General features: G+C 71.3%; 22 protein-coding genes and 2 pseudogenes. 10 read left to right on the forward strand and 14 right to left on the reverse strand.

What is annotated here, in order from left to right:
- Positions 1 to 113 precede the first annotated feature (113 nt).
- Complete coding sequence (locus tag WBG99_RS31300; RefSeq protein ID WP_338899556.1) at positions 114 to 605, reverse strand: Lrp/AsnC family transcriptional regulator; 492 nt, start codon at positions 603 to 605, stop codon at positions 114 to 116.
- Between the two features lie 102 nt (positions 606 to 707).
- Here WBG99_RS31300 and WBG99_RS31305 point away from each other — a divergent pair, with 102 nt between their 5' ends.
- The 4 genes from WBG99_RS31305 (at position 708) to WBG99_RS31320 (ending at position 4,893) form a co-directional block, all read left to right on the forward strand.
- Positions 708 to 1,463: a LytTR family DNA-binding domain-containing protein gene (locus WBG99_RS31305; RefSeq protein ID WP_338899557.1), complete on the forward strand. Its 756-nt coding sequence runs from the start codon at positions 708 to 710 to the stop codon at positions 1,461 to 1,463.
- Positions 1,464 to 1,472: 9 nt separating this feature from the next.
- Positions 1,473 to 1,832, forward strand: a complete 360-nt coding sequence (locus tag WBG99_RS31310) for a hypothetical protein (RefSeq protein WP_338899558.1) — start codon at positions 1,473 to 1,475, stop codon at positions 1,830 to 1,832.
- Positions 1,833 to 1,861: 29 nt separating this feature from the next.
- A complete protein-coding gene (locus WBG99_RS31315; protein ID WP_338899559.1) occupies positions 1,862 to 3,607 on the forward strand; it encodes a cation acetate symporter in 1,746 nt (581 codons plus the stop codon).
- 77 nt (positions 3,608 to 3,684) lie between these two features.
- Positions 3,685 to 4,893, forward strand: coding sequence for a histidine kinase (locus WBG99_RS31320; RefSeq protein ID WP_338900542.1), 1,209 nt, complete (start codon positions 3,685 to 3,687; stop codon positions 4,891 to 4,893).
- A gap of 19 nt (positions 4,894 to 4,912) precedes the next feature.
- Here WBG99_RS31320 and WBG99_RS31325 read toward each other — a convergent pair whose 3' ends face one another.
- The 7 genes from WBG99_RS31325 to WBG99_RS31355 all read right to left on the reverse strand — a co-directional run bounded on the left by WBG99_RS31325 (position 4,913) and on the right by WBG99_RS31355 (position 12,968).
- On the reverse strand, positions 4,913 to 5,068 hold the full coding sequence (locus WBG99_RS31325) for a hypothetical protein (RefSeq protein ID WP_338899560.1): 156 nt from the start codon (positions 5,066 to 5,068) through the stop codon (positions 4,913 to 4,915).
- A gap of 14 nt (positions 5,069 to 5,082) precedes the next feature.
- Complete coding sequence (locus tag WBG99_RS31330) at positions 5,083 to 6,939, reverse strand: protein kinase (protein ID WP_338899561.1); 1,857 nt, start codon at positions 6,937 to 6,939, stop codon at positions 5,083 to 5,085.
- 17 nt (positions 6,940 to 6,956) lie between these two features.
- Entirely contained in the window at positions 6,957 to 8,399 is a 1,443-nt protein-coding gene (locus WBG99_RS31335; RefSeq protein ID WP_338899562.1) for a PASTA domain-containing protein, read from the reverse strand.
- A 235-nt stretch (positions 8,400 to 8,634) separates the two neighbouring features.
- The gene (locus WBG99_RS31340) at positions 8,635 to 9,579 is read right to left on the reverse strand and encodes a cytochrome c oxidase assembly protein (protein WP_338899563.1); all 945 of its coding nucleotides are present in this window, start codon (positions 9,577 to 9,579) and stop codon (positions 8,635 to 8,637) included.
- Positions 9,580 to 9,691: 112 nt separating this feature from the next.
- Complete coding sequence (locus WBG99_RS31345) at positions 9,692 to 10,717, reverse strand: 6-phosphofructokinase (protein WP_338899564.1); 1,026 nt, start codon at positions 10,715 to 10,717, stop codon at positions 9,692 to 9,694.
- Positions 10,718 to 10,959: 242 nt separating this feature from the next.
- Positions 10,960 to 11,691 carry a glutamine amidotransferase gene (locus WBG99_RS31350; protein ID WP_338899565.1) on the reverse strand — a complete coding sequence of 244 codons (732 nt, stop codon included), beginning with the start codon at positions 11,689 to 11,691 and terminating at the stop codon, positions 10,960 to 10,962.
- Between the two features lie 38 nt (positions 11,692 to 11,729).
- Positions 11,730 to 12,968, reverse strand: coding sequence for a MurT ligase domain-containing protein (locus WBG99_RS31355; RefSeq protein WP_338899566.1), 1,239 nt, complete (start codon positions 12,966 to 12,968; stop codon positions 11,730 to 11,732).
- A gap of 152 nt (positions 12,969 to 13,120) precedes the next feature.
- Here WBG99_RS31355 and def point away from each other — a divergent pair, with 152 nt between their 5' ends.
- Complete coding sequence (gene def, locus WBG99_RS31360) at positions 13,121 to 13,672, forward strand: peptide deformylase (protein ID WP_338899567.1); 552 nt, start codon at positions 13,121 to 13,123, stop codon at positions 13,670 to 13,672.
- 58 nt (positions 13,673 to 13,730) lie between these two features.
- Here def and WBG99_RS31365 read toward each other — a convergent pair whose 3' ends face one another.
- The gene (locus WBG99_RS31365; protein ID WP_338899569.1) at positions 13,731 to 14,375 is read right to left on the reverse strand and encodes a TetR family transcriptional regulator; all 645 of its coding nucleotides are present in this window, start codon (positions 14,373 to 14,375) and stop codon (positions 13,731 to 13,733) included.
- 170 nt (positions 14,376 to 14,545) lie between these two features.
- Here WBG99_RS31365 and WBG99_RS31370 point away from each other — a divergent pair, with 170 nt between their 5' ends.
- Positions 14,546 to 15,772 carry an acyl-CoA dehydrogenase family protein gene (locus WBG99_RS31370; protein WP_338899570.1) on the forward strand — a complete coding sequence of 409 codons (1,227 nt, stop codon included), beginning with the start codon at positions 14,546 to 14,548 and terminating at the stop codon, positions 15,770 to 15,772.
- 269 nt (positions 15,773 to 16,041) lie between these two features.
- Here WBG99_RS31370 and WBG99_RS31375 read toward each other — a convergent pair whose 3' ends face one another.
- From WBG99_RS31375 to WBG99_RS31395, 5 genes and pseudogenes are all read right to left on the reverse strand, one after another.
- Positions 16,042 to 16,281, reverse strand: coding sequence for a DUF6213 family protein (locus WBG99_RS31375; protein WP_338899571.1), 240 nt, complete (start codon positions 16,279 to 16,281; stop codon positions 16,042 to 16,044).
- A gap of 25 nt (positions 16,282 to 16,306) precedes the next feature.
- On the reverse strand, positions 16,307 to 17,692 hold the full coding sequence (locus WBG99_RS31380) for an NADP-dependent succinic semialdehyde dehydrogenase (RefSeq protein WP_338899572.1): 1,386 nt from the start codon (positions 17,690 to 17,692) through the stop codon (positions 16,307 to 16,309).
- A 65-nt stretch (positions 17,693 to 17,757) separates the two neighbouring features.
- Positions 17,758 to 18,225, reverse strand: a complete 468-nt coding sequence (locus WBG99_RS31385; protein WP_338899574.1) for an NUDIX domain-containing protein — start codon at positions 18,223 to 18,225, stop codon at positions 17,758 to 17,760.
- Complete coding sequence (locus WBG99_RS31390; RefSeq protein WP_338899575.1) at positions 18,222 to 19,760, reverse strand: ATP-dependent DNA ligase; 1,539 nt, start codon at positions 19,758 to 19,760, stop codon at positions 18,222 to 18,224. The genes WBG99_RS31385 and WBG99_RS31390 overlap by 4 nt, the downstream gene beginning before the upstream one ends.
- A 157-nt stretch (positions 19,761 to 19,917) precedes the next feature.
- Positions 19,918 to 20,112: pseudogene (locus tag WBG99_RS31395) on the reverse strand (thioredoxin reductase); the annotation flags it as partial.
- 131 nt (positions 20,113 to 20,243) lie between these two features.
- On the opposite strand from WBG99_RS31395, the gene WBG99_RS31400 reads away from it, so the two are divergent.
- The 4 genes and pseudogenes from WBG99_RS31400 (at position 20,244) to WBG99_RS31415 (ending at position 24,198) form a co-directional block, all read left to right on the forward strand.
- Positions 20,244 to 20,855, forward strand: coding sequence for an XRE family transcriptional regulator (locus WBG99_RS31400; RefSeq protein WP_338899576.1), 612 nt, complete (start codon positions 20,244 to 20,246; stop codon positions 20,853 to 20,855).
- 94 nt (positions 20,856 to 20,949) lie between these two features.
- A complete protein-coding gene (locus WBG99_RS31405) occupies positions 20,950 to 21,927 on the forward strand; it encodes an NADPH:quinone oxidoreductase family protein (protein ID WP_338899577.1) in 978 nt (325 codons plus the stop codon).
- Positions 21,924 to 23,107: pseudogene (locus tag WBG99_RS31410) on the forward strand (acyl-CoA dehydrogenase family protein). Before WBG99_RS31405 ends, WBG99_RS31410 begins: the two are co-directional and overlap by 4 nt.
- Positions 23,104 to 24,198 (forward strand): acyl-CoA dehydrogenase family protein, encoded by a 1,095-nt coding sequence (locus WBG99_RS31415; RefSeq protein WP_338899578.1) that lies wholly within the window; start codon positions 23,104 to 23,106, stop codon positions 24,196 to 24,198. Before WBG99_RS31410 ends, WBG99_RS31415 begins: the two are co-directional and overlap by 4 nt.
- The last annotated feature ends 92 nt before the right edge of the window (positions 24,199 to 24,290 follow it).

Here is a 24,290-nt window from a genome sequence, read left to right on the forward strand (position 1 = left end):
TCTCCGCTTCCTGCGGTGTCGGCTGGGATGACACCACGGTAGGAATCGGGACAGGCGCACGACAAGGAACAAACGTTGCGTGTTCGCGCAGTGATGCTGCGTGTTTACCCGGCTCAGTGCAGGTTCGCTGCGTCCTGGGTCGCCCCGGCCTCCGGCGCCTCCGGCAACAGGTGCGACAGCACCATGTAACTGATCGTCTTCCGGATGAACGGCTCGGTGCGGATCCGCTCCAGCACCTCCTCGAAGTGCTCCACGTCGACGGCCCGCACGTGCAGCAGCGCGTCCGCGCCGCCGGTCACCGTCATCGCCGCCGTGATCTCCGGATGGTTGCGCACCACCTCCGCCAGGCGCCGGGGCGGCGCCGCGCCCTCGCAGTACACCTCCACGTACGCCTCCGTGCGCCAGCCGAGTGCCGCCGGCTGCACCGTGGCCGTGAACCCGGTGATCACCCCGGTCTCGCGCAGCCGGTCCACCCGCCGCTTCACCGCGGTGGCCGAAAGACCGACGGCCGAGCCGATCTCGGCGAAGCTGGTCCTCGCGTTCGCCATCAACGCCGTGATGATCTTGCGATCGAGTTGGTCGAACGCCGCGGACTTGCTGTTCATGCCGGCACTGTATCCAGCGGTGGGCGCCCGCGGCGCCCACCGCGAAGGCGTCCGACGCGCACACATGTGCAGCCGTACGAATTACTCCTACACTCCGGGTTCATGCTGCGCGCGCTCGCCGTCGATGACGAGAAACCCTCCCTCGAGGAGCTGCTGTACCTCCTGAACGCGGATCCACGGGTCGGCAGCGCCGAGGGCGCGAGCGACGCCACCGAGGCGCTGCGGCGGATCAACCGCGCCCTGGAGTCCGGCCCCGACGGACCGGAGGCGATCGACGTCGTCTTCCTCGACATCCACATGGCCGGACTCGACGGCCTCGACCTCGCCCGCCTCCTCACCGGCTTCGCCCGGCCCCCGCTCGTCGTCTTCGTCACCGCGCACGAGGGCTTCGCCGTCCAGGCCTTCGACCTCAAGGCCGTCGACTACGTCCTCAAGCCCGTCCGCCGAGAACGCCTCGCCGAGGCGATCCGCCGAGCCGCCCAGTTCCGCGACGCGGCCCCGCCGATACCGGTCCACGAGCCCGACCCCGACCAGATACCCGTCGAACTCGGCGGAGTGACCCGCTTCGTCCCCGTCGACGACATCACCCACGTCGAGGCCCAGGGCGACTACGCCCGACTGCACACATCCCAGGGCAGCCACCTCGTCCGCATCCCTCTCTCCACCCTCGAAGAACGCTGGCGCGCACGCGGCTTCGTCCGCATCCACCGCCGTCACCTCGTCGCCCTGCGCCACGTCGGCGAACTCCGCCTGGACACCGGCACGGTCAGCGTCCTCATCGGCTCGCTGGAACTCCAGGTCAGCCGCCGCCACGCACGCGAACTGCGCGATCTGCTGATGCGCCGGACCACGGGCTGAGGAGCCGCCATGCCCCACGAACCCACCGAACGGCGCGTCGTCGTCACCGGAGTGCCCCGCCGCACGCGCCGCACCTCCGGCCACCACCGACCACGCACCGAGATCGACGAACAGACCACACTCGGCCACACCTACGTCCGCTCCCTCATGCGCAGCCAGCTCCGCGCCGCCCTCGGCGTGTTCGCGGTCCTGGTCCTGCTGGTCGCCCCGTTGCCCCTGGTCTTCGCCGCGATGCCGGACGGCGCCGGCCTGGAGTGGGCCGTCCTCGGCTTCGGCGTCTACCCGCCGCTCGTCCTCCTCGCCCGCCGGCACGTACGCCGTGCCGAACGCAACGAGCAGGACCTCGTCCGGCTCGTCGAGGACCGCTGAGGCGGGCGAACGGACGGAACAGAGAACTCGTGAACGACAACTACACCGTCCCCGCGGTCGCCCTCGTGGTCGTGGCGACCGTCTTCGTCGGCGCCTTCGGCCTGCGGATCTCCCGGACCACCTCCGACTTCTACGTAGCCTCCCGCACCGTCGGCCCCCGCCTCAACGCCGCCGCCATCAGCGGCGAGTACCTGTCCGCCGCCTCCTTCCTCGGCATCGCCGGCCTCGTCCTGGTGCAGGGCCCCGACATGCTCTGGTACCCGGTCGGCTACACCGCCGGCTATCTCGTCCTGCTGCTGTTCGTCGCCGCCCCGCTGCGCCGCTCCGGCGCGTACACCCTGCCGGACTTCGCCGAGGCCCGGCTCGCCTCCAAGACCGTACGACGGCTCGCGGGGGCCTTCGTGGTCGGCGTCGGCTGGCTGTATCTGCTGCCTCAGCTCCAGGGCGCCGGGCTGACGCTGAACGTGCTCACCGACGCGCCCGGATGGCTCGGCGGGGTCATCGTCGCCGTCGTGGTCTCCGCCACGGTCGCCGCCGGCGGGATGCGCAGCATCACCTTCGTCCAGGCCTTCCAGTACTGGCTCAAACTCACCGCCCTCCTGGTCCCCGCCCTCTTCCTCGTCCTCGCCTGGCAGGGCGACGGCGCCCCACGGCACGCCTTCGACGAACCCGCCGAGTTCCGCGAGCAACGGGTGGTCCGTATCGACGAGACCATCGACCTGAAGCTCGCGAGCCCGCTGACCGTCACCGCATCCGGCACGATCGACGGCCGCCGCCACGACGGCCGCCGCGTCGACCTGCCCGCCGGCACCCACCGCGTCGACCGGGGCACCCGCCTGACCTTCACCAAGGGCGACACCGTCCCCGTCGCCGAGCGCGGCGGCAACGGCGGCATGTCCACCTCCCTCGCCGCAGGGCGTGAGGAACGCCCCCTGTACGCCACCTACGGGCTGATCCTCGCCACCTTCCTCGGCACCATGGGCCTGCCCCACGTCGTCGTCCGCTTCTACACCAGCCCGCACGGCGTCGCCGCCCGCCGCACCACCGTCGTCGTCCTCGGCCTGGTCGGCGCCTTCTACCTCCTGCCACCGGTCTACGGGGCACTCGGCCGGCTCTACGCCCCCGAACTCACCCTCACCGGCGACGCCGACGCGGCCGTACTGCTCCTCCCGGACCGCATGATCGGCGGCCTCGGCGGCGATCTGCTCGGCGCACTGGTCGCGGGCGGCGCGTTCGCGGCGTTCCTGTCCACCGCGTCCGGTCTGACCATGGCCATCGCCGGCGTGCTCACCCAGGACGTCCTGCCCTCACGCGGCGTACGGCACTTCCGGCTCGCCGCGGTCCTCGCCATGGCCGTACCGCTCGCGGCGAGTGTCCTGGTCGGAGGGCTGCCGGTCGCCGACGCGGTCGGCCTCGCCTTCGCCGTCTCCGCCTCCTCCTTCTGCCCGCTGCTCGTCCTCGGCATCTGGTGGCGGCGCCTCACCCCGCCGGGCGCCGCCGCGGGGATGCTCGTCGGCGGCGGAGCAGCCCTCCTCGCGGTCGCCGCGACCATGGCCGGATACCCCGGCACCGGCACCCTGCACGCCCTGCTGGCCTGGCCCGCCCTCTGGTCCGTCCCCCTCGGCTTCCTCACGATGGTCCTGGTGTCCCTGGCCACCGCCGGCAAGGTCCCGGCGGAGACACCGGCGATCCTGGCGCGCTTCCACCTCCCGGAGGAACTGGTCGGCGGGCGGACGCGCGCGGCCACCAAGGAGATCGAACTGTGGCGGCGGTGACCGGTGAGAGGCGCGAGAGACAGGGCCACGCGTGATGACTGCAGGAAACAGGCGGGCGGTGCGCGATGAGCGGTGAGATCACCGGGTTCCTCGCCGGGCTGTTCGTGGCCGCGCTCCCCCTGCTCGCGGCCGGGTTCTGGCTCGGCCGCCGCACCGCCCGGCCTCGCAGCAGCCTCGGCGGACTCGGCACGCCCGTCGAGCACGCCACCTTCCAGACCCTGCACACCGCCACGCTCGCCGCGCCCCCGCTGCGCGCCGGCCTCACCGAGGAGACCGCCCGCAGATCCGCCAAGCGGCTGCGCACCCTGCTCGGCACGGACGCCCTGTGCCTCACCGACCACGAGTCGGTCCTGGCCTGGGAGGGCGTGGGGGAGCACCACCGCGCCGAGATCATGGAACGGCTGGCGGGGCCCCTGGAGACCGGCCGGGGCGAGGCCTTCCAGCTGACCTGCGACCTCCTCGACTGCCCGGTGCGCTGGGCGGTCGTCGCCCCCCTCACCGTCGACGACCGCGTCCACGGGGCTCTCGTCGCCTGCGCCCCGCATGAGTCCGCCGTCCTCGTCCGGGCGGCCGGGGAGGTCGCCCGCTGGGTCTCCGTCCAGCTCGAACTGGCCGATCTCGACCAGTCCCGCACCCGGTTGATCGAGGCCGAGATCAAGGCACTGCGCGCCCAGATCTCTCCGCACTTCATCTTCAACTCGCTTGCGGTGATCGCCTCGTTCGTCCGCACAGACCCCGAACGCGCCCGTGAGCTCCTCCTGGAATTCGCCGACTTCACCCGCTACTCGTTCCGCAGGCACGGCGACTTCACCACCCTCGCCGACGAGCTGCACGCCATCGACCACTACCTGGCGCTGGTCCGGGCCCGCTTCGGCGACCGGCTCTCGGTCACCCTCCAGATCGCCCCCGAGGTCCTGCCGGTCACCCTGCCGTTCCTGTGCCTCCAGCCCCTCGTCGAGAACGCGGTGAAGCACGGCCTCGAAGGCAGGACCGACAACAGCCACATCAGCATCACCGCCCAGGACGCCGGCGCCGAGGCTCTCGTCGTCATCGAGGACGACGGCGTCGGCATGGAACCCGAGGTCCTGCGCGGCATCCTGGCCGGCGGGACCAGCCCCTCGGGCGGTATCGGCCTCAGCAACGTCGACGAACGGCTCCGCCAGGTGTACGGCGACGACCACGGCCTCGTCATCGAGACCGCGGTCGGCGCGGGCATGAAAATCACCGCCCGGCTGCCGAAGTACCAGCCGGGTGTACACCCGGACGGGGGAATCCCCCGGGCATGAGAGTCACTGTGTGTGAGCCTCAGCTGCGTGACGCCACCATCCCCAGCGTCAGCAGCCCCAGGACGACCCATCCGAACCACAGCCAGCCGTTGCTGCCCAGCGTCGCCGAGTAGGCCGACACCACGACCAGCCCACCGACGGTGAGCACTCCCATGGCCTTCGTCGAATCGGGCATTGCGACACCCTTCCTCAGGCTTCCTCTCCCTCCAGGGTGCCCCCACTGGCGGAAATAACCGTGCACACGACGTAACGTGCGCCCTTCTTCCAGCCGTCCTCACTGATCCAGAAACCGGAAGCGGTGAGACCGGGTTCGTAGCCGTACTGCTGCGGCGGCAGGTTCTTCTCGCAGGCGGCGAGAGCCTGGTCCTGAGCGCCCCCGTACGTGGTCCCGGGACTCATCTCGTGGAAGCCGAGCACCTTCTGCCAGTGCCGGTCCTGGCAGGAGACCAGTCGGATCCTGTTACCGGAGATCGGGTCGAGGCAGTCCTGCTTCTGCAGGGTGGCCACGTCGTCGAGCACCGTCTCACCCACCTCGCGATGCTCGCCGATCGGCCCGTACACGGGCCTGCGCTCGCCCAGCAGCAGACAGGCCACCCGGTGCCCGGCGGCGTCGAAGCCGTCGTCGGTCGGGTGGACGGCGTAGCCGCGGATGTCCATGAGCTTGTCGCGGGCCTCCACCGTGAGCTGCTCGCACCTGACGGCCCCGCCCGCCCGGGCGTCCTCGGCGGACGACGCCTCGTAGGACGCCATCACCTGCCCGTCCATCGCACGCCCCGCGCACTCCGCCACGACCTGTAGCCGGGGCGCGCCGGTGAAGGGGGCGCCCGTCCACGTCACGTCCACGCAGTCGCCCTCCCGCAACGGCTCCGTCAGCCCCACGGTCCTCCCGTACGGCAGTCCGCCGCCCCCGGTGCCACCACTGCCGCCGAGCCCGCCCGGCAGGTCCTTCATGTTCCCCATGGCGTACCAGGCCCCGCCGACCACGAAGGTCAGGCCGAGGGCGGTGGCCATGCCCGCGAGGAGTGCCCGGCTGCGGTGCCGGCGGCGGCGTCCGCCGACGCCGGTGGGCCGTGGGAGACCGCCGGAGGCGACCGAAATCCCCGGCTCTCCCGTGTGTGTGGTCTCGCTCGCCCACTGCGGCTGCGAACCAAGGTCGGGCTCGGTGCGGGGGCGGCCCCGCGGCGTGACGATCGCGGAGAGTTCGGCCTCGGTCTCGCCGGCGGTGATCCGGCCCACGGGGTCCTTGGCGAGCATGGCGGCCAGCAGCGGCTCCAGCGCGCCCGCCCGCAGCATGGGGCGCGGTTCCTCCAGAACGACGGCGGTCAGCGCCGCGATCTCCGAGTCGCGGTCGAAGGGCCCGTACCCCTCGACGGCGTGGTACAGCGTGCAGCCCAGCGAGAACAGGTCGGCGGCGGCGGTCGGCGGCCCGCCCTGGGCCCGCTCGGGCGCGAGGTATCCGGAGGTCCCGACGACGACGTGTGTACCGGTGTACCGGGTCTCCTGGGTGTCGGGCTGGACGGAGATGCCGTAGTCGGTGAGGAGGACGCGCGCGTACGGCGATCCGGTGCGGTCCGGGGCGAGCAGGATGTTGGCCGGCTTGACGTCCCGGTGCATGATGCCGCGCTCGTGCCCGGCGGTCAGCGCGTCCAGCACGGCGAGCCCGATCCGGGCGCCCTCGGCGGGTGCCAGGGGGCCGCGCCGGGTGACGAGCGCCTTGAGGTCGAGGGCGCCGGGCACGTACTCCATGACGATCCACGGCAGTTCGTCGTGCTCCAGGACGTCGTGCACGGTCACCACGTTCGGGTGGGCGCGCAGTCCGGCGGCGTGCCGCGCCTCGGCCCGGGCGCGGGCCACCCGGGCGGTGCGCTCCCGCTCGGCCTCGTCCGGATCGCGGAACACGATCTCCTTGAGCGCCACCTCGCAGTCCAGCTCCCGGTCGTGCGCCAGCCAGACATGGCCCATGCCGCCGCTGCCGAGCCGGTTCAGCAGGAGGTAGCGGCCGGCGATGACCCGGCCGACTCCCGATTGCGGTGTTTCTGACTGCATCGGTCACTCCCCAGGGTTCAGGGTCGTACGGGCTGGGCCGGGTCCTCGGCGGGGGCGCCCGCACCGCTGGGATCCACCGGGTCCCCCAGGCCGTCGGACGGCGGATCGCCGGGCGGCCCGGGATCGCTCGTCGTCGGCCGGTCGGCGGGCGGGCCGCCGTCTACCGGCGGGGCGGGGCCGGGAGGTGACGGGGCCCTGGTCGACCTGGACGGGGCGGGCGGCGCCGACGGGACGGTGGCGGTGGGTGCGGGGTCCGGCGGCGGCTTCTCGGACTCCTTGGACGGCGTCGGGGCCAACGACATGCCACCACCCGCCGACGCGGAGCCCTCACCCGCCGACGCGGAGCCCTTGTCCGTCGGCGACGACCCGCCGCCCGTCGAAGGAGACCCCCTGCCTGTCGGTGACCCGCCCGACGGTGACCGATCCGCCCCCGAGGGCCCGGTCGGATCCGGATCCGTCCCAGTGGAGCCCGAGCCCGAGTCACGATCCGAGCCCGGATCACGGTCCGACCCGGACCCGGACCCTGGCCCGGAACCCTCCGTGCTGTCCTTGGACGACGCCGCCGGCCGGTCCACGTGCAGTGCCACCGCCGCGCCGAACGTCAGCCGGGTGCCCGGTCCGGGGCTCGACCCGGTCACCGGCGCGTCACTCGGCGGCAGCCCGTCCCCGGCGACCGCGACGGCCAGGCCCTTGTCCGCCATGGCCGCGCCGGCCTCGCCGAAGGTCATCCCGCGCACCTGCGGCACGGCCTGAGGCACCCGCGTGTCGAAGCTCTTGTCGGACTCGCCCGTGGTGCCGACCTCCCGGATGATGCCCTGGTCCGGGTTTTCCACGTCGACGAGTTTGATCTCCGTCAACTGACTGGGCGCGGGCTTGACGACGACCACGTCGGACTTGTCGAAGCCGTACCACTCGTCGTTGCCGTCGGCGAACTCCACGGTGATGCGTCCGGGGTCGCCGTCGAAGGCGCGCAGGGGATTTCCGCAGCCGCACTTCACGGCGGGCAGCCCCTGATCGTCGACCAGTACCGCGATGCCGGCTTCCAGCAGCGCGTCGAAGGGGACGGCCTTGCCCTTCTTGTAGTCGTGGTTCTTCACGAGGGTGTCGTGGCGCAGGAGAACGGGTGTGAGTTCTTCGAGATAATTTCCGATGCCGTCCTTCTTGATACCGGCGATCCGGGCCCATTCCTGAGCCTTTTTCCTGTTCTCGGGGGCGGTGAGGAAATTCTCCAGCTTGCGGACGTCACAGATCTTCGGCTTCCGCGTGCCGCCGTACAGGCCGGGGGTGTTGCCCTGCTGCAGTCCGCTGTGCGGATCCAGGGACGCGAGGTCGCGCTCGTCCCGGCCCAGCCTTTTGCTCTCGTCGAAGAAGGGTGCGAGGGACGGCACGCCCGCGGCCACCGCCTTCACGACGAACATCGGCCCCGAGTCGCCGCATCCGCTGAGGATCACCACGCCCACCAGCAGGACGGCGATTCTCCGGGCGGCCGATTTCCCCGCTTTTCGTAAACACGTTCGCAAGCATGCCTGCATTGTCATGACCGCTCCCCCCGGCGGTTTCCCCCGTCGCCCAGCAGAACGGACGCGAGGCTCACGCCATCATGTTACTGAAGGGCAAAGCCTCTCGGTCAAGGAAAAAGAGGAGTGCGGTCGTGTGGTCGAACAAACGAAAGAGGGGCACGACAAAGAAATGTGGTCAGCGGCTACGTGCGTCGAGTGAGGCCAGATAGGCGTTGTACGCCTCCAGCTCCTTGTCGCCGTCCCGGTCGGCCGCGCGGTCCGTGCGCCGGGCCTGCCGCTGCTCGGAGCCGTACCACTGGAAGAGCAGCGCCAGCAGGACGAGCACCGAGGGGATCTCGCTGAACGCCCAGGCGATGCCGCCGGCCGCGTTCTGGTCGGCGAGCGCGTCGATGCCCAGGGAGGCCGGGGGGTTCTCGTACGTCTTCACCATCGGCGTGGACGCCATCATCAGCGCGATGCCGAAGAACGCGTGGAACGGCATGCCCGCGAACAGCTCCAGCATCCGCATCAGATAGCCCGGCCGGTGCGGCCCCGGGTCCACGCCCATGATCGGCCAGAAGAAGAACAGCCCCACCGCGAGGAAGTGCGTCATCATCGCGATGTGCCCCGGCTTCGACCCCATCAGGAAGTCGAACATCGGGGTGAAGTACAGCGCGTACAGGCTCGCGATGAACATCGGGATCGTGAACGCCGGATGCGTGACGATCTTCATGTACCAGCTGTGCAGGAACATCAGCAGCAGCTCACGCGGCCCCTTCCGCCCCTTGCCCGCCACCGGCAGCGCACGCAGCGCCAACGTGATCGGAGCGCCCAGCAACAGCAGGATCGGCGCCAGCATGCTGATCACCATGTGCTGCACCATGTGCACGCTGAACATGACCATGCCGTAGTCGTTCAGCCCCGTACACATCATCAGCAGCACGAGCAGCACACCGAGGACGAACGCGACCGAGCGTCCCATCGGCCACTTGTCCCCGCGCCGCACGAGCCGCACGACCCCCCAGCCGTAGAGGGACAGCCCTACCAGGCAGGCGACGAGGAAGAAGGGATCCGCCGACCACTGGAGCCCCCGCCCCAGGGTGAAGGGCAAAAGCCCCATACCGTGCCCGCTGTGGTCCATCCGCCGGCTCCTGCTTCGTGGGGGGTTGAGCTGTCTGCCCGCCCCCAGACTAGAACCGCCCCCGGCCACGCCGGTGACCGGGGGCAAGCCCGTGAAGGGCGCGAGTCGGAACTCAGAGCACGCACTCGGCCTCTTCGTACCGGTCCTCCGGCACGGTCTTCAACGTCTCCACCGCCTCGGCGAGGGGCACCATCACGATGTCCGTCCCCCGAAGCGCCGTCATCTTCCCGAACTCCCCCCGGTGCACGGCCTCCACCGCATGCCACCCGAAGCGCGTGGCGAGCACCCGGTCGTACGCGGTCGGCGTACCACCCCGCTGGACATGCCCGAGGATCACCGGCCGCGCCTCCTTCCCGAGCCGGGACTCCAGCTCGACGGAGAGCTGCCGCGCGATCCCGGCGAACCGCTCGTGCCCGTAGATGTCCCTGCCGCCCTCGTCGAAGTCCATGGACCCGGCCCTCGGCTTGGCCCCCTCCGCCGCGACGACGATCGCGAACCGCTTGCCCGCCTCGAAGCGCTCGCCGACACGCGCGGCCAACTCCTCGATGTCGAAGGGCCGTTCCGGTACGACGATGGCGTGCGCGCCGGCCGCCATGCCGGAGTGCAGGGCGATCCAGCCGGTGTGGCGGCCCATGACCTCCACGACCAGGACCCGCTGGTGGGACTCGGCGGTGGTCTTCAACCGGTCCAGGGCCTCGGTCGCCACCCCCACGGCCGTGTCGAAACCGAAGGTGACGTCCGTGACCGCGATGTCGTTGTCGATGGTCTTCGGAACGCCCACGACCGGCAGGCCGTTGTCCGACATCAGCCGGGCCGCCTTGAGCGTGCCCTCCCCGCCGATCGGGATGATCGCGTCGAGGCCCAGCTCCTCGACGTGGCCCCTGGCTCGCGCCACGCCGTCGCGCAGATGCGAGGGCTGGACCCGGGAGGAACCGAGGATCGTGCCGCCGCGGGCCAGGATGCCGCCCACCGCGTCGAGGTCGAGCTTGAGGTAGTCGCAGTCCAGGAGGCCTTTCCAGCCGTCCCGGAAGCCGATGACCTCGTCGCCGTGGTCGGCGACGGCACGGTGCACGACGGACCGGATGACGGCGTTCAGGCCGGGGCAGTCGCCGCCGGACGTGAGGACACCAATGCGCATAGCCCGAATACCTTCTCGATGTGGGCCGGATCCGGACCACGTTGTCCGGCGGAATCCCCGCCACCCTACCGGCGGCAGGGGGCGGGGCCGTAGCGGGCGTCCGCCTGCTGGACGGCCCCGCACAGGTGAGCGGAGGCCTGGTCAGAAGGGCTTTCAGGAGTGAGCGGAGCGGCGGTCGGACGGGCTTGGACACGGGCGCTGAGGAACCGTTTCGCAGGCTCCTCGGCGGCCGGCCGGAGGCCCTACGCGGGCTGCTGCTGAGCTGCCGTGATGCGTTCGCCCCGCAGCGCCTCGAACCAGCGGTCGTCGGTCGGCGGCAGCGCGTTCACGTCGAGGGCCAGCTTCAGCAGCAGATCGGCGATCTGCGGGTTCCGCGCGAGCACCGGCCCGTGCATGTACGTGCCGAACACGGTGTCGTTGTACGCGCCCTCCGTGCCGTCGCCCGTGCCGTTGCCCTTGCCGAGCCGCACCTGCGCGAACGGGCGGGCGGTGGGGCCGAGGTGGGTGACGCCCTGGTGGTTCTCGAACCCGGTCAGCTGGGGCAGACCGAGGCGCGGGTCGATGTCCCCGAGGACGTCGCCGACGCACCGCTCGCCCTCGCCGCGGACCGAGGTCACGTCGAGCAGGCCGAGGCCCGGCTCACGCTGTCCGAGGTCGTTGACGAACTCGTGGCCGAGGATCTGGTAGCCGGCGCACACCGCGAAGACGATCGCGCCGTTGTTCACCGCCTGGTACAGATGCCTGTCCCGGCGCAGCCGCTCGGCCGCGAGCCGCTGCGGACGGTCCTCGCCGCCGCCGATCAGATAGATGTCGCCGGAGGTCGGGATCGGCTGGTCGCTGCGTACGTCCAGCCGCGCCACGTCCAGGCCGCGCTGCCGCGCCCGGCGCTCCACGACCAGGACGTTGCCCTGGTCGCCGTAGGTGCTGAGCAGGTCCGGGTAGACCCAGACGACCCGCAGACTGTTGTCGCTCATGAAGATCGGTGCCCCTCGGAGTCGTTCGTGGTCGGCGCTCAGTTGCCCACGCGGCGGCGCAGGTCCTGGAACGCGGTGTAGTTCGCGATGACCTCGATGCGACCCGGCGGGCACATCTGCACCGCCTGGTCGAGGCTCTCACAGACCTGGAAGTGCTGGTTCGCCACTTCGAGACGGACCGCCAGGTCGAGCTTGCGGTCGCCGAGCACGAAGATCGGGTGGCCGGTCAGCCGACTGTAGTCGACGTCCCACAGCCAGGAGGTGTCGGTGCCGTCGGCGCCGCGCGCGTTCACCGACAGGATCACCGGCGCCGGCGGCTGGTCGATCAGCGAGAACGTCTCCAGCCAGCCCGCCGGGTTCTTCGCGAGCAGCAGCCGCAGATCGCGCTCCATGAACTGCACCACGTCGTACCGCCCGGCCACCGCCTGCACCTGGTACATGCGTTCCAGAGCTACCTGCGGCGGCACGCCGAAGACGGCGGCGGTCGCGGCCGACGAGGCGGCGTTGGCCTTGTTGGCGCGGCCCGGCAGCTGGAGGTGGATCGGCCAGGCCGAACCGTGCGGGTCGATGACGTGGTCGCCGGAGAGCGCCCAACTCGGCGTCGGGCGGCGGAAACCGCACTCACCGCAGAACCAGTCCTCACCGGGCCGCTGCATCACACCGCCGCAGGACGGGCAGGACCAGGCGTCGTCCTTCCACATCTGGCCCACCGCGACCCAGATCACGTTCGGGGAGGACGAGGCGGCCCACACGATCAGCGGGTCGTCGCAGTTGGCCACGACGACGGCCTTGGCGCCGGCCAGGCCCTCGCGCCAGGCCTCCGCCATCATGCGCGTCTCGGCGGCACGGTCGAGCTGGTCGCGGGAGAGGTTGAGCAGTGCGATGCACTTGGGGTCGGTGTCCCGCGCGACACCGGCGAGGTACTTCTCGTCGACCTCGATGACCGCGAACTTGGCGTCCGAGTTCCCGGCGAGCGCCGAGGTGATGCCCGCGGGCATGTTGGCGCCCAGCGCGTTCGACACGACCGGGCCCGCGGCGCGCAGCGCCTCGGCGATCAAGCGGGTCGTGGTGGTCTTGCCGTTGGTCGCCGAGACCAGGATCACGTCCAGGCTCTGCGCGAGCCGGGCGAGGAGGTCGGGGTCGAGTTTGAGCGCCACCCGGCCGCCGATCACAGATCCGCTACCGCGTCCCGCGGCACGTGATGCCGCCGCGACCGCCTTGCCCGCCGTCACGGCCAGCTTGGCCCGCGGCGTCAGCGGGTCCGAGTTGCCTGCCATCAGTTCTCGATCCTCCTTGCGTACAGCGCCGCGCCCAGTCCCGGCAACGTGTGGACCAAAGACTATCGAGATCCACTCACCCGCCCGAATCTCGACCGGGCCGTCGCACGGACCGGACCGGCGATATCGGGTCCGAACGTACTCTTGCGGCCATGCGAAACGGCTCGATTCCCGGCGCCCGAGGGCGCGTTCTCCCCATGACACTGCTCGGCGACCCCGTACTGCACGCGCCCTGTGGAGACGTGACGGAGTTCGGGCCCGAACTGGTGCGGCTTGTGGGAGACATGTTCGCGACGATGTACGACGCGCGGGGTGTGGGTCTCGCCGCGAACCAGGTGGGCCGGGCGCTCCGGGTGTTCGTGTACGACTGCCCGGACGACGAGGACGTGCGTCATCTCGGCCATGTGGTGAACCCGCGGCTCGTCTCGACGGAGGGGATCGTGCTGCGGGGGCCCGAGGGCTGTCTGTCGCTGCCCGGACTGGAGGCGGGGGTGGAGCGGTATGACGAGGCCGTGGTGGAGGGGTACGACGCGGAGGGGGAGCCGGTCAGGGTGCGGGGGACGGGGTTCTTCGCCCGGTGTCTTCAGCACGAGTGTGATCACCTTGAGGGGCGTGTGTATGCCGACCGGCTCAGTGGGTGGCGTCGGCGACGGGTGTTGCGGAAGGCCGCTCGGGCGCCGTGGGGAGCGGTGACCGGTCGATGACTGTGGGTTGTGTGTGGTTGCTCGCGCGGTTCCCCGCGCCTCCGAGGAGCGAGAACCCTCAGAACCCGGGTCCGCCCACCTTGTCGCCCGCCGCGGCCAGGCGACCCCACAACAGGTCCGCCAGGCTGTGGACCAACTCCGCTCTTGTGCAGGGGCGTTCGCCGAGCCACCAGTCGCCCGCCGCGTGCATCATGCCCACGATGCCGTGGCCCCAGACGCGGGCGAGCCGGCGGCTGTCGGAGCCGAGGTCGAGGCGCTCCTCTATGACCTTGCCCAGTTCCTCGCCCATCCGGCGCAGCAGGGGGGCGGAGTGCCTGCCCACGTCGAAGCCCTGGTCGCCGGGCTGGCCGCCCTCGGCCGGGTGCATGAGGAAGCGGTACACCTGAGGGCGGGCCTCGATGGCCGTCAGATAGGTGTCGAGGGTGGCCTCGACCCGTTGGCGGCGCTCCGCCGGGGCGTCCAGCGCGGCCCGCAGGGAGTCGAGGAGGGCGTCGGTGTGCCGCTGGGCGAGGGCGGCGTAAAGTCCCCCCTTGTCGCCGAAGTGGCGGTAGAGGATCGGCTTGGTGATGCCGGCCTCGGCGGCGATGGCGTTCATCGACGCTCCGGGGCCGTCGCGGAGCACGACTCTGTCCGCGGCTTCCAGCAGCTCACGCCGACGGCGGTCGGCGGACCGTTCCTGGACGGTCCGCTGCGTGGTGTCCATGAGTCTCTCCCCCAGGTGCTGAATTCGGTGACGCCTGCGCAAACTAGCACTGATGGGCACGTCCCGGTCGAACGGGTTACCGAGCCCGGCTCGGGAGTTGACTTTTCCTACCGACCGGTAACAGACTCCAGTTACCGCAGGTAACATCTTAGTGCAGTGCTGGAGGCGTCATGGCCGAGTTCACCATGGAACTCAACGAGGAACAGCGAGAGGTCCGCGACTGGCTCCACGGATTCGCCGCCGATGTGATCCGCCCAGCGGCCGCCGAGTGGGACGAGCGCGAGGAAACCCCCTGGCCGGTGATCCAGGAGGCCGCCAAGGTCGGCATCTACTCCCTCGACTTCTACGCTCAGCAGTACTTCGACCCCACCGGGCTCGGCATCCCCATGGCCATGGAGGAGCTGTTCTGGGGCGACGCGGGCATAGCCCTCTCCATAGTCGGCACCGGCCTCGCCGCCGTGGGCGTCCTCGCCAACGGCACCGAGGAGCAGATCGGCACCTGGATCCCCCAGATGTACGGCGACGCGAACGATGTCAAGGTCGCCGCGTTCTGCTCCTCCGAGCCCGACGCCGGTTCCGACGTGGCCTCCATGCGTACCCGCGCGGTCTACGACGAGGCCAGGGACGAGTGGGTGATCAACGGCACGAAGACCTGGGCGACCAACGGCGGCATCGCCAACGTCCATGTCGTCGTCGCCGTGGTCGACGCGGAACTCGGCTCCAAGGGGCACGCCTCCTTCATCGTCCCGCCGAACACGCCCGGCCTGTCCCAGGGGCAGAAGTTCAAGAAGCACGGCATCCGTGCCTCGCACACCGCCGAGGTCGTCCTTGAGGACGTGCGCGTGCCCGGCTCCTGCCTCCTCGGCGGCAAGGAGAAGCTCGACGAGCGGCTGGCGCGGGCGCGTGAGCGGGCGAAGGCCGGGGGTGAGCGGGTGAAGAACGCGGCGATGGCCACGTTCGAGGCGTCCCGGCCGGCCGTGGGTGCCATGGCGGTGGGCACCGCCCGCGCCGCGTACGAGGTGGCCCTCGACTACGCCAAGACCCGGGAGCAGTTCGGGCGGCCCATCATCGACAACCAGGGCGTCGCCTTCCAGCTCGCGGACATGCGGACGTCCGTGGACGCGGCGCGGCTGCTGGTGTGGCGGGCCTCCTGGATGGCGGTCAACGGCAGGCCGTTCACCGCGGCCGAGGGGTCGCAGTCGAAGCTGTTCGCCAGCGAGACGGCGAAGAAGGTCACGGCGCAGGCCCTGCAGATACTGGGCGGCAACGGCTACACCCGGGAGTACCCGGTGGAGCGGATGCACCGGGACAGCGCCATCTACACGATCTTCGAAGGGACGAGCGAGATCCAGCGTCTGGTCATCGCCCGCACGCTGTCGGGGATGCCGATCCGGTAGCGCCGTGGGGGATCCGCGCGATGCCGGCCGCGGACCGACACCGCCCCCGCGCCCCCGGGGTGCGGGGCCCTACCGGTGCCTCAAAGGTGTGAGCTGGCCGATGTCGTACCTCTTGCGCAGCTGTTCGATCACCTCGCCGTCGGGATCGACGAGCACCTCGTAGATCGTTACGGCCGCCTGCCGCAGAGCTGCACATCGATGTTCTGGCGCACCCTCGTGTCCCTCCAAGGGCACGGGGAACCGCGCCCAGAGGGCTGTCCTGAGAGTTCCTAGCCGGAGGCCGCCCCACTGCTGTGCGCGATGCACGCCACATCGATCCGGTCGGCCAGTTTCGCCAGTTCGATGGTCAAAGCCGCGACCGTGTCCTCGTCGAGCGCGTCCTCACCCGCCTCCACCAGGTGCAGCCATCGTCCGCCCACCGTCCGCAGCAGCTTGCTCACATCGGCCGCGGCCACCTGCAAGGTCCCGCGGTCGTCGACGATCAGAGGCAGAGTCACTTCGCGGTTCACAACGGGGATGGTAACCGCGGAACGCTCACGCCCCGTGCCATACGGTGGTGATGTTGCAGAACTCCCGGATTCCGTGTCCGGACAGCTCACGCCCGTATCCGGAACGCTTGACCCCGCCGAACGGGAACGCCGGGTGGGAGGCGGTCATCCCGTTGACGTAGACCGCGCCGGTGTCGAGGTCCCGTACGAAGCGGTCGACCTCGTCGGCGTCCCGCGTCCACACGTTCGAGCTGAGCCCGAAGGGCGTGTCGTTGGCGATCGCGATCGCTTCGTCGAGGTCGGCGACCCGGTACAGCGTGGCGACCGGACCGAAGGCCTCCTCGCGGTGGATGCGCATCTCGGGGGTGATGTCGGCGAGGACGGTCGGCGGGTAGAACCAGCCGGGCCCGTCGGGGCGCTCGGCACCGCACAGGACCGTGGCGCCGCTCTCCACGGCCTCGTCGACCAGCTCCTCCAGGTCCTCGCGGCCCTGCTCGCTGGAGAGCGGGCCGACGTCGGTGTCCTCGTCCAGAGGGTCGCCGGTCCTCAGTGCCCGCATGCCCGCCACGAAACGCTCGGTGAAGGCGTCGTACACGTCGGCGTGCACGATGAACCGCTTGGCGGCGATGCACGACTGACCGGTGTTCTGCACCCTGGCCGTCACGGCGGTCTCCGCCGCCTTCCCGATGTCGGCGGACGGCAGCACGATGTACGGATCGCTGCCGCCGAGTTCCAGGACCGTCTTCTTGACCTCGTCCCCGGCGACCGAGGCGACGGCCCGGCCCGCGGGCTCGCTGCCGGTGAGGGTGGCGGCCTTCACGCGCGGGTCGCGCAGGATGTCCTCGATCGCGCGGGAGCCGACGAGCAGGGTCTGGAAGCAGCCCTCGGGAAAGCCCGCCCGGCGGAAGAGGTCCTCCAGGTAGAGCGCGGTCTGCGGGACGTTGGAGGCGTGCTTGAGCAGGCCGACGTTGCCCGCCATCAGCGCGGGCGCGGCGAAGCGGATCACCTGCCAGAGCGGGAAGTTCCACGGCATCACGGCGAGCACGGGGCCGAGGGGGCGGTAGCGGACGAGGACACGGGAGGCGCCCGAGTCCTTCACGTCCGCGTCGGAGGGTTCGACGTCGGTGAGCAGCACCTCGGCGTGGTCGGCGTACCAGCGCATCGCCTTCGCGCACTTGGCGGCCTCGGCGCGGGCCTGCTTGACCGGCTTGCCCATCTCGGTGGTCATCACCCGGGCGACGTCCTCGGTGTCCTCGTCGAGGAGGTCGGCGGCCCTGCGCAGCAGCCGCGCGCGTTCCGCGAAGGACGTGGTCCGGTAGGTGCGGAACGTGGTGTCGGCGGTGGCGAGCCGGCGCTCGATATCCTCCTCGCCCAGGGCGTCGTACCTCTTCAGTGTCTCGCCGTTCGCCGGGTTCACCGTGGCGATGGGCATGGTTGACCTCCTGCGTGGGCTGTCCTTCGACCTTCCCGCGCGACGGCGCACGCCGCAACGCGGGCTCAGTTCGAGTGCTCCAGGAGCCGGTCGAGAAACTCCGCCTGGGCCGGGACGATCACGGCGCGGGCCCGTTCGACGGGAAACCACTCCACCCGGTCCAGCTCCGGGAACTCCTGGACCTGCCCCGACCTCGGCGGCCACGCCATCCAGAACGTCCCCGGCACGACGGTCGCCGGATCGAGGTCCGCCTCGACGGCCCAGGCCGTGACGAGTTTGCCGTTCGCCTGCCGCACCTCTCCCAGCGGTACGCCGTCCCTGTCGGGCGGCGCCACCCCCAGCTCCTCCTGGAACTCCCGGCGCGCGGCCTCCCAGGCGGGCTCGTCCGGCTCGTACTCGCCCTTGGGCACGCTCCAGGCGCCCGCGTCCCGGTGCGCGAAGAACGGCCCGCCCATGTGGCCGAGCAGGACCTCGACGCCGTGCTCGGTGCGGCGGTGCAGCAGCAGACCGGCGCTGCGCCTGGGTGTGCTCACCGGGTCACCTCCGGGTGGGCCGCGAGCAGGGACTCGACCGTATCGGCTTGCGCAGGGGACTTGTCCTCGCGGTAGCGGATCACGCGGGCGAAGCGGAGGGTGACGCCGGCCGGGTAGCGGGTGGAGCGCTGGAGGCCGTCGTAGGCGATCTCGACGACGAGTTCGGGGCGTACGGTGACGCCCCAGCCGTTGTCCGCCACGGCCAGCTCCGTCAGCCGTTCGGTCTGCCAGGTCAGCATCGCGTCGGTCATGCCCTTGAAGGTCTTGCCGAGCATGGCGAAGGAACCGTCGGCGGTGCGGGCGCCGAGGTGGAGGTTGGACAGCTTGCCCGTGCGGCGGCCATGGCCCCACTCGGCGGCCAGAATCACCAGGTCGAGGGTGTGCACGGGCTTGACCTTCAGCCAGGAGGCTCCACGCCGGCCCGCGCTGTAGGGGGCGTCGAGGGCCTTGACCACGACGCCCTCGTGTCCTCGGGCGAGCGTGTCCGCGAGGAACCGCTCCGCCTCGGGCAGGTCGTCGGGGCCGCCCAGCAAAGTGCGCCGGACCCGCATCGGCTCCGGGACCAGGCGGGCCAGTTCGGTGTGGCGGTCGGTGAGGGGCAGGTCGAGGAGGTCCCGGCCGTCCACGGACAGCGCGTCGAAGAAGACCGGCGAGACGGGCACCTGCCCGGCCGCCGTCGCCACGTCCACCCGCGAGCCGACCCGCCCGGCGGTCTCCTGGAACGAGCGGGGCCGGCCGTTCTCGTCGAAGGCGATCACCTCACCGTCGAGAATGAACCGCTCGCCGTTCAACTCCTGTGCGGCGGCGGTGAGTTCGGGTAAACGGTCGGTGATGTCGTCCAGGGTGCGGGTGTACAGCCGTACTGCGCCGCCGTCGCGGTGGACCTGGACGCGGATGCCGTCCAGCTTCTCCTCGACCGCGCACGCGCCCAGCTTCGCCACGGTCTCCGCGACCGACGACGCGCTGTGCGCCAGCATCGGCAGCACGGGCTGCCCGACGGTGAGCCGGAACCCTTCGAGGGCCGAGGGCCCCTCCGCCAGCAGGGCCCGTGCCACGGTCTGGAGCGATCCGGCGAGCATCACGGCCCGCCGTACGTCGGCCGCGGGTGCGCCGGTGGCCCCGGCCAGCCCTTCCACGGCCACCGCGGCCAGCGCACCCTGCCGTACCTCACCGGTGAGCAGCCCGAACAGGTAGCGCTGCTCGTCCTCGGTGGCCGCCGCCAGCAGCTCGCCCACCAGGCGCCGGCGTTCGGCCTGCGAACCGGCGCCGATGACACCGCCGATCTCCGTCAGCCGGGCGTCCACCTCGCGCACGGAGAGGGTGGGCTCGGTGGCCGGAGGGACCTGTTGGTCCAGCACCTTCCAGCCCACGCCCAGCCGCCCCTGTGGCAGTCGGCCCGCCAGACAGGGGATGACGATCGGCACGTCCGCCGCCTCGGCGTCCCGGAACAGCTCGGCGAGCAGAGCGGCCTTCCGGGACCGTGCCGACGTGGCGGCGACCTCCCGTGACACACGGGCGAGCCGGGCGAACAGCATGCGGCCATGGTCCTACGCAGTGGCGCCGGACGCCTATCGGGTCGGGGCGCGAGTGTTCGGGCGACTGCGGTGGGTGGGAGGTGCTCGCGCCCACGCGGCGGTAGCCGCACACGCGGCACAGCCCCGTGCCCCACGGATGGCCCTTCGGGCCGATCGCTCACGCCGTGTCCAGGTCGGTCATCAGTAGTTCCCCGTTGATCGTGGCGCCCGCTCGGTAGCCCGCGGACGCCACGTTGATCACCTGTTCGGAGAAGCCCGTCGCGTTGCCGGCCGCCCAGACGCCGGGGACGGTGGTCAGACCGGTCGGGCCGACCACGGGGTACGAGCCGAACGGGGTCTCGTTCAGCTCGGCGGAGAGCCCCGCCGCGCCGCCGCCGATGACGAGCACTTCGTACTGCTCGGTCATGGTGACCACCTCCACGACGACAGTCGCCCGATCACTCCCGCGTTGACAAACGTCTTTGCCGAAACTGCAATACCGGCATGGGTGATGACATGAGTACGGCCATGAGCGACGAGACGCGCGGGACGGACGAGGTGCTCGCCGGGGTCGGGCCCCGGCTGCGGCGGATCCGGAAGGAGCGGGGGGCGACGCTCGCCGGGCTGTCGGAGGCGACGGGCATCTCGGTGAGCACGCTCTCCCGGCTGGAGTCGGGGCTGCGCAGGCCCAGCCTGGAGCTGCTGCTGCCGATCGCCCGCGCCCATCAGGTGCCCCTGGACGAGCTGATCGGGGAGCCGCCGGTCGGCGACCCGAGGGTCCGCTCGAAGCCGATCGTGCGGCACGGGCGGACGTACTGGCCGCTCACCCGGCAGCCGGGCGGCCTCCAGGCCTTCAAGGTGCGCGTCGAACAGGGACAGCAGGAGCCGGAGCCGCGCACCCACGAGGGCTACGAGTGGCTGTACGTGATGTCCGGGAGGCTGCGGGTCGTGCTCGGCGAGCATGATCTGGTGATGGTCGCAGGGGAGGCCGCCGAGTTCGACACCCGGGTCCCGCACTGGTTCGGGTCGACGGGGGAGGGGCCGGTGGAGTTCCTCAGTCTGTTCGGGCCCCAGGGGGAGCGGATGCACGTACGGGCCAAGCCCACGCGTTCGTGACGCGCGCTACTGTTCCCCGGAGAGCAAGCGACCGCTTAGTATGCACTCGAACAGTCGACCCCGGTCCGACGGAGAAGTCCCGTGGAGGCACCGCATGCAGGCATGGCAAGTGCACGAGAACGGCGAGCCGAGCGAGGTGATGCGGCTCCAGGACGTGGAGCGGCCCACTCCCGGTGACGGCCAGGTCCTGCTGAAGGTGCGCGCCGCGAACATCAACTTCCCGGACGTGCTGATGTGCCGGGGCCACTACCAGGTCAGGCCGCCGCTCCCGTTCACCCCGGGCGTGGAGATCTGCGGTGAGACCGAGGACGGCCGCCGGGTCATCGCCAACCCCGCGCTGCCGTACGGCGGTCTCGCCGAGTACGCGGTCGCCGACGCCGCCTCTCTCCTGCCCGCGCCCGAGGCGCTGGACGACGCCGAGGCAGCGGCCCTGCACATCGGCTACCAGACGGGCTGGTTCGGCCTCCACCGCCGGGCCCGCCTCGAAGCGGGGGAGACCCTGCTCGTCCACGCTGCCGCAGGAGGGGTCGGCAGCGCGGCCGTGCAGCTCGGCAAGGCGGCCGGGGCGACGGTCATCGGTGTCGTGGGCGGCGCCGGCAAGGCCGCCGTGGCCCGGGAGCTGGGCTGTGACGTGGTGGTCGACCGGCGGAGCGAGGACGTCGTCTCCGCCGTGAAGGAAGCCACCGGAGGCCGGGGCGCGGATGTGGTCTACGACCCGGTGGGCGGCGACGCCTACACGCAGTCGACCAAGGTCGTCGCCTTCGAAGGGCGGATCGTGGTCGTCGGCTTCGCCAGTGGGACGATCCCCAGCCCCGGCCTCAACCACGCCCTCGTCAAGAACTACTCGATCCTCGGCCTGCACTGGGGCCTGTACAACACCAGGAACCCGAAGCTGGTCCAGCACTGCCACGAGCAGCTCACCGAACTGGCGGCCCGGGGCGTCGTCAAGCCGCTGGTGAGCGAGCGCGCGCCGCTCGGCGGGGCCGCTGCCGCCGTGCAGCGGGTCGCGGACGGCGTCACCACGGGTCGCGTCGTCGTGCTTCCCGGGCACACCGAAGGAGGAGCGGCATGACCGACGCGACGGAACTGCGCCGCCGCACGGCCGAGTTGCTGGCCGCGCACCCGCCGGCCGACACCGACCGCACGGACTTCCTGCGCGCCCGTTTCGACGCGGGCCTCGCCTGGGTGCACTACCCCGAAGGGCTCGGCGGCCTCGGCGCCCCGCGCTCCCTCCAGGCCGTCGTGGACGCCGAGTTGGAGGCGGCCGGCGCCCCCGACAACGACCCGCGGCGCATCGGCATCGGCCTCGGCATGGCCGCGCCCACGATCCTCGCCTACGGCACGGAGGAGCAGAAGCGCCGGTACCTGCGACCGCTGTGGACCGGCGAGGAGGTCTGGTGCCAGCTCTTCAGCGAGCCCGGAGCCGGCTCCGACCTCGCCGCGCTGGGCACGCGCGCCGTGCGTGAGGACGGGGGGACTGGGTGGTCGACGGGCAGAAGGTGTGGACGTCCAGCGCCCACATCGCCCGTTGGGCCATCCTCATCGCCCGCACCGACCCGGACGTGCCCAAGCACCGCGGCATCACCTACTTCGTCTGTGACATGACCGACCCGGGCGTCGAGGTCCGGCCGCTGCGCCAGGTCACCGGCGAGGCCGAGTTCAACGAGGTGTTCATCACCGACGTCCGCATCCCGGACGCGCGCCGCCTCGGCGAGGTCGGCGACGGCTGGAAGGTCGCGCAGACCACCCTGAACAACGAACGCGTCGCCATCGGCGGCATGCGGCTGCCCCGCGAGGGCGGCATGATCGGCCCGGTCTCCGAGACCTGGCGCGAACGCCCCGGACTGCGCACCCACGACCTCCACCAGCGGCTGCTGAAGCTGTGGGTCGAGGCCGAGGCCGCCCGGCTCACGGCGGAGCGGCTGCGCCAGCAGCTCGTCGCCGGACATCCCGGCCCCGAGGGTGCCGGCATGAAGCTCGCCTTCGCCCGCCTCAACCAGGAGATCAGCGGCCTGGAGGTCGAACTCCGGGGGGAGGAAGGCCTGTTGTACGACGACTGGACCATGCGGCGCCCTGAGCTGGTCGACTTCGTCGGACGCGACGCCGGCTACCGCTACCTCCGCTCCAAGGGCAACAGCATCGAGGGCGGGACCACCGAGGTCCTGTTGAACATCGTCGCCGAGCGCGTCCTGGGCCTGCCCGCCGAGCCGCGCACCGACAAGGACGTCGCCTGGAAGGACCTGTCCCGATGACAACACGGCGCACACAGCCCGACCTGCTGTACTCGGAGGAGGAAGAGGCCCTCCGCGCCGCCGTCCGTGACCTGCTGACCGACCACTGTGAAGCGGTGCGAGTGATCGCGCGCGTCGAGTCGGACGCTCCGCACGACCGCGAACTGTGGAAGCTCCTCGCCGACGGCATGGGCCTCGCCGGGCTGCTCGTCCCCGAGGAACTGGGCGGCCAGGGGGCCACGCACCGCGAAGCCGCCGTGGTCCTGGAGGAGTTGGGACGTGCCGTCGCCCCGGTGCCGTTCCTGACGAGTGCCGTCGTCGCCACCGAGGCCCTGCTGGCCGGCGAGGCCGGCGACCTGCTCGCCGAGCTGGCCTCCGGCCGGAGGATCGGTGCCCTCGCGGTCGCGCTGAACCTGCCCGCCGGCAGCGCCTACAAGGCCGTACGGTTCGCAGACGGCGTCCTGCACGGGGAGTTGACCGGTATCGCGGATGCGGCAGGCGCCGATGTGCTGCTGGTGCCCGCCGACGACGGGGGCCTGTACGCCGTGGACGCGCCGGCCGCGACCATCACCGGACAGGTGTCGCTGGACCTGACCCGGCCGGTGGCGAAGGTCGTGCTCGACGGAGTGCCGGGCCGCCTCCTCGGCGACGCGGAACCCGCCGTACACCGTGCCCTGCGGGCCGGAGCGGGACTTCTCGCCTCCGAGCAACTCGGCCTGGCGGAGTGGACGTTGACGGAGACGGTCCGCTATCTCAAGGAGCGCAAGCAGTTCAACCGGCCCGTCGGCGGCTTCCAGGCGCTCAAGCACCGGCTCGCGCAGCTGTGGCTGGAGGTCGTCAACCTGCGGGCCGCCGCCCGGAACGCGGCCGACGCGCTCGCCACCGGCAGCGACGACGCCGACCTGGCGGTGGCCGTCGCCCAGGCGTTCGCGGCGCCGGTGGCCGTGCACGCGGCCGAGGAGGCGCTGCAACTGCACGGCGGGATCGGCATGACCTGGGAGCACCCGGTCCACCTGTACCTGAAGCGGGCGAAGGCCGACTCGATCGCCTACGGCACGGCGGGCGCCCACCGGGAGGCGTTGGCCGAACTGGTCGATCTCCAGGCCCCGTGACCGACGGCCGGGAAACCGCCGGGAAAGCCCGCCCCACCTGGGGTGGGCTTTCCCGTGCGCCCCGTGCGCCCCGTGCGCCCCGTGCGCCCCGG

The sequence above is a fragment of the Streptomyces sp. TG1A-60 genome, assembly GCF_037201975.1.
In the GTDB taxonomy this organism is placed as follows: Bacteria; Actinomycetota; Actinomycetes; order Streptomycetales; family Streptomycetaceae; genus Streptomyces.

Excerpts from the sequence above, each read along its gene's own strand:
- WBG99_RS31340 (WP_338899563.1), bottom strand. The coding sequence starts at position 9,579 with ATGGACCACAGCGGGCACGGTATGGGGCTTTTGCCCTTCACCCTGGGG.
- WBG99_RS31345 (WP_338899564.1), bottom strand. The coding sequence starts at position 10,717 with ATGCGCATTGGTGTCCTCACGTCCGGCGGCGACTGCCCCGGCCTGAAC.
- def (WP_338899567.1), top strand. The coding sequence starts at position 13,121 with ATGCGAAACGGCTCGATTCCCGGCGCCCGAGGGCGCGTTCTCCCCATG.
- WBG99_RS31305 (WP_338899557.1), top strand. The coding sequence starts at position 708 with ATGCTGCGCGCGCTCGCCGTCGATGACGAGAAACCCTCCCTCGAGGAG.
- WBG99_RS31330 (WP_338899561.1), bottom strand. The coding sequence starts at position 6,939 with ATGCAGTCAGAAACACCGCAATCGGGAGTCGGCCGGGTCATCGCCGGC.
- WBG99_RS31365 (WP_338899569.1), bottom strand. The coding sequence starts at position 14,375 with ATGGACACCACGCAGCGGACCGTCCAGGAACGGTCCGCCGACCGCCGT.
- WBG99_RS31310 (WP_338899558.1), top strand. The coding sequence starts at position 1,473 with ATGCCCCACGAACCCACCGAACGGCGCGTCGTCGTCACCGGAGTGCCC.
- WBG99_RS31405 (WP_338899577.1), top strand. The coding sequence starts at position 20,950 with ATGCAGGCATGGCAAGTGCACGAGAACGGCGAGCCGAGCGAGGTGATG.
- WBG99_RS31355 (WP_338899566.1), bottom strand. The coding sequence starts at position 12,968 with ATGGCAGGCAACTCGGACCCGCTGACGCCGCGGGCCAAGCTGGCCGTG.
- WBG99_RS31370 (WP_338899570.1), top strand. The coding sequence starts at position 14,546 with ATGGCCGAGTTCACCATGGAACTCAACGAGGAACAGCGAGAGGTCCGC.
- WBG99_RS31325 (WP_338899560.1), bottom strand. The coding sequence starts at position 5,068 with ATGCCCGATTCGACGAAGGCCATGGGAGTGCTCACCGTCGGTGGGCTG.
- WBG99_RS31415 (WP_338899578.1), top strand. The coding sequence starts at position 23,104 with ATGACAACACGGCGCACACAGCCCGACCTGCTGTACTCGGAGGAGGAA.
- WBG99_RS31350 (WP_338899565.1), bottom strand. The coding sequence starts at position 11,691 with ATGAGCGACAACAGTCTGCGGGTCGTCTGGGTCTACCCGGACCTGCTC.
- WBG99_RS31400 (WP_338899576.1), top strand. The coding sequence starts at position 20,244 with ATGGGTGATGACATGAGTACGGCCATGAGCGACGAGACGCGCGGGACG.
- WBG99_RS31300 (WP_338899556.1), bottom strand. The coding sequence starts at position 605 with ATGAACAGCAAGTCCGCGGCGTTCGACCAACTCGATCGCAAGATCATC.
- WBG99_RS31380 (WP_338899572.1), bottom strand. The coding sequence starts at position 17,692 with ATGCCCATCGCCACGGTGAACCCGGCGAACGGCGAGACACTGAAGAGG.
- WBG99_RS31390 (WP_338899575.1), bottom strand. The coding sequence starts at position 19,760 with ATGCTGTTCGCCCGGCTCGCCCGTGTGTCACGGGAGGTCGCCGCCACG.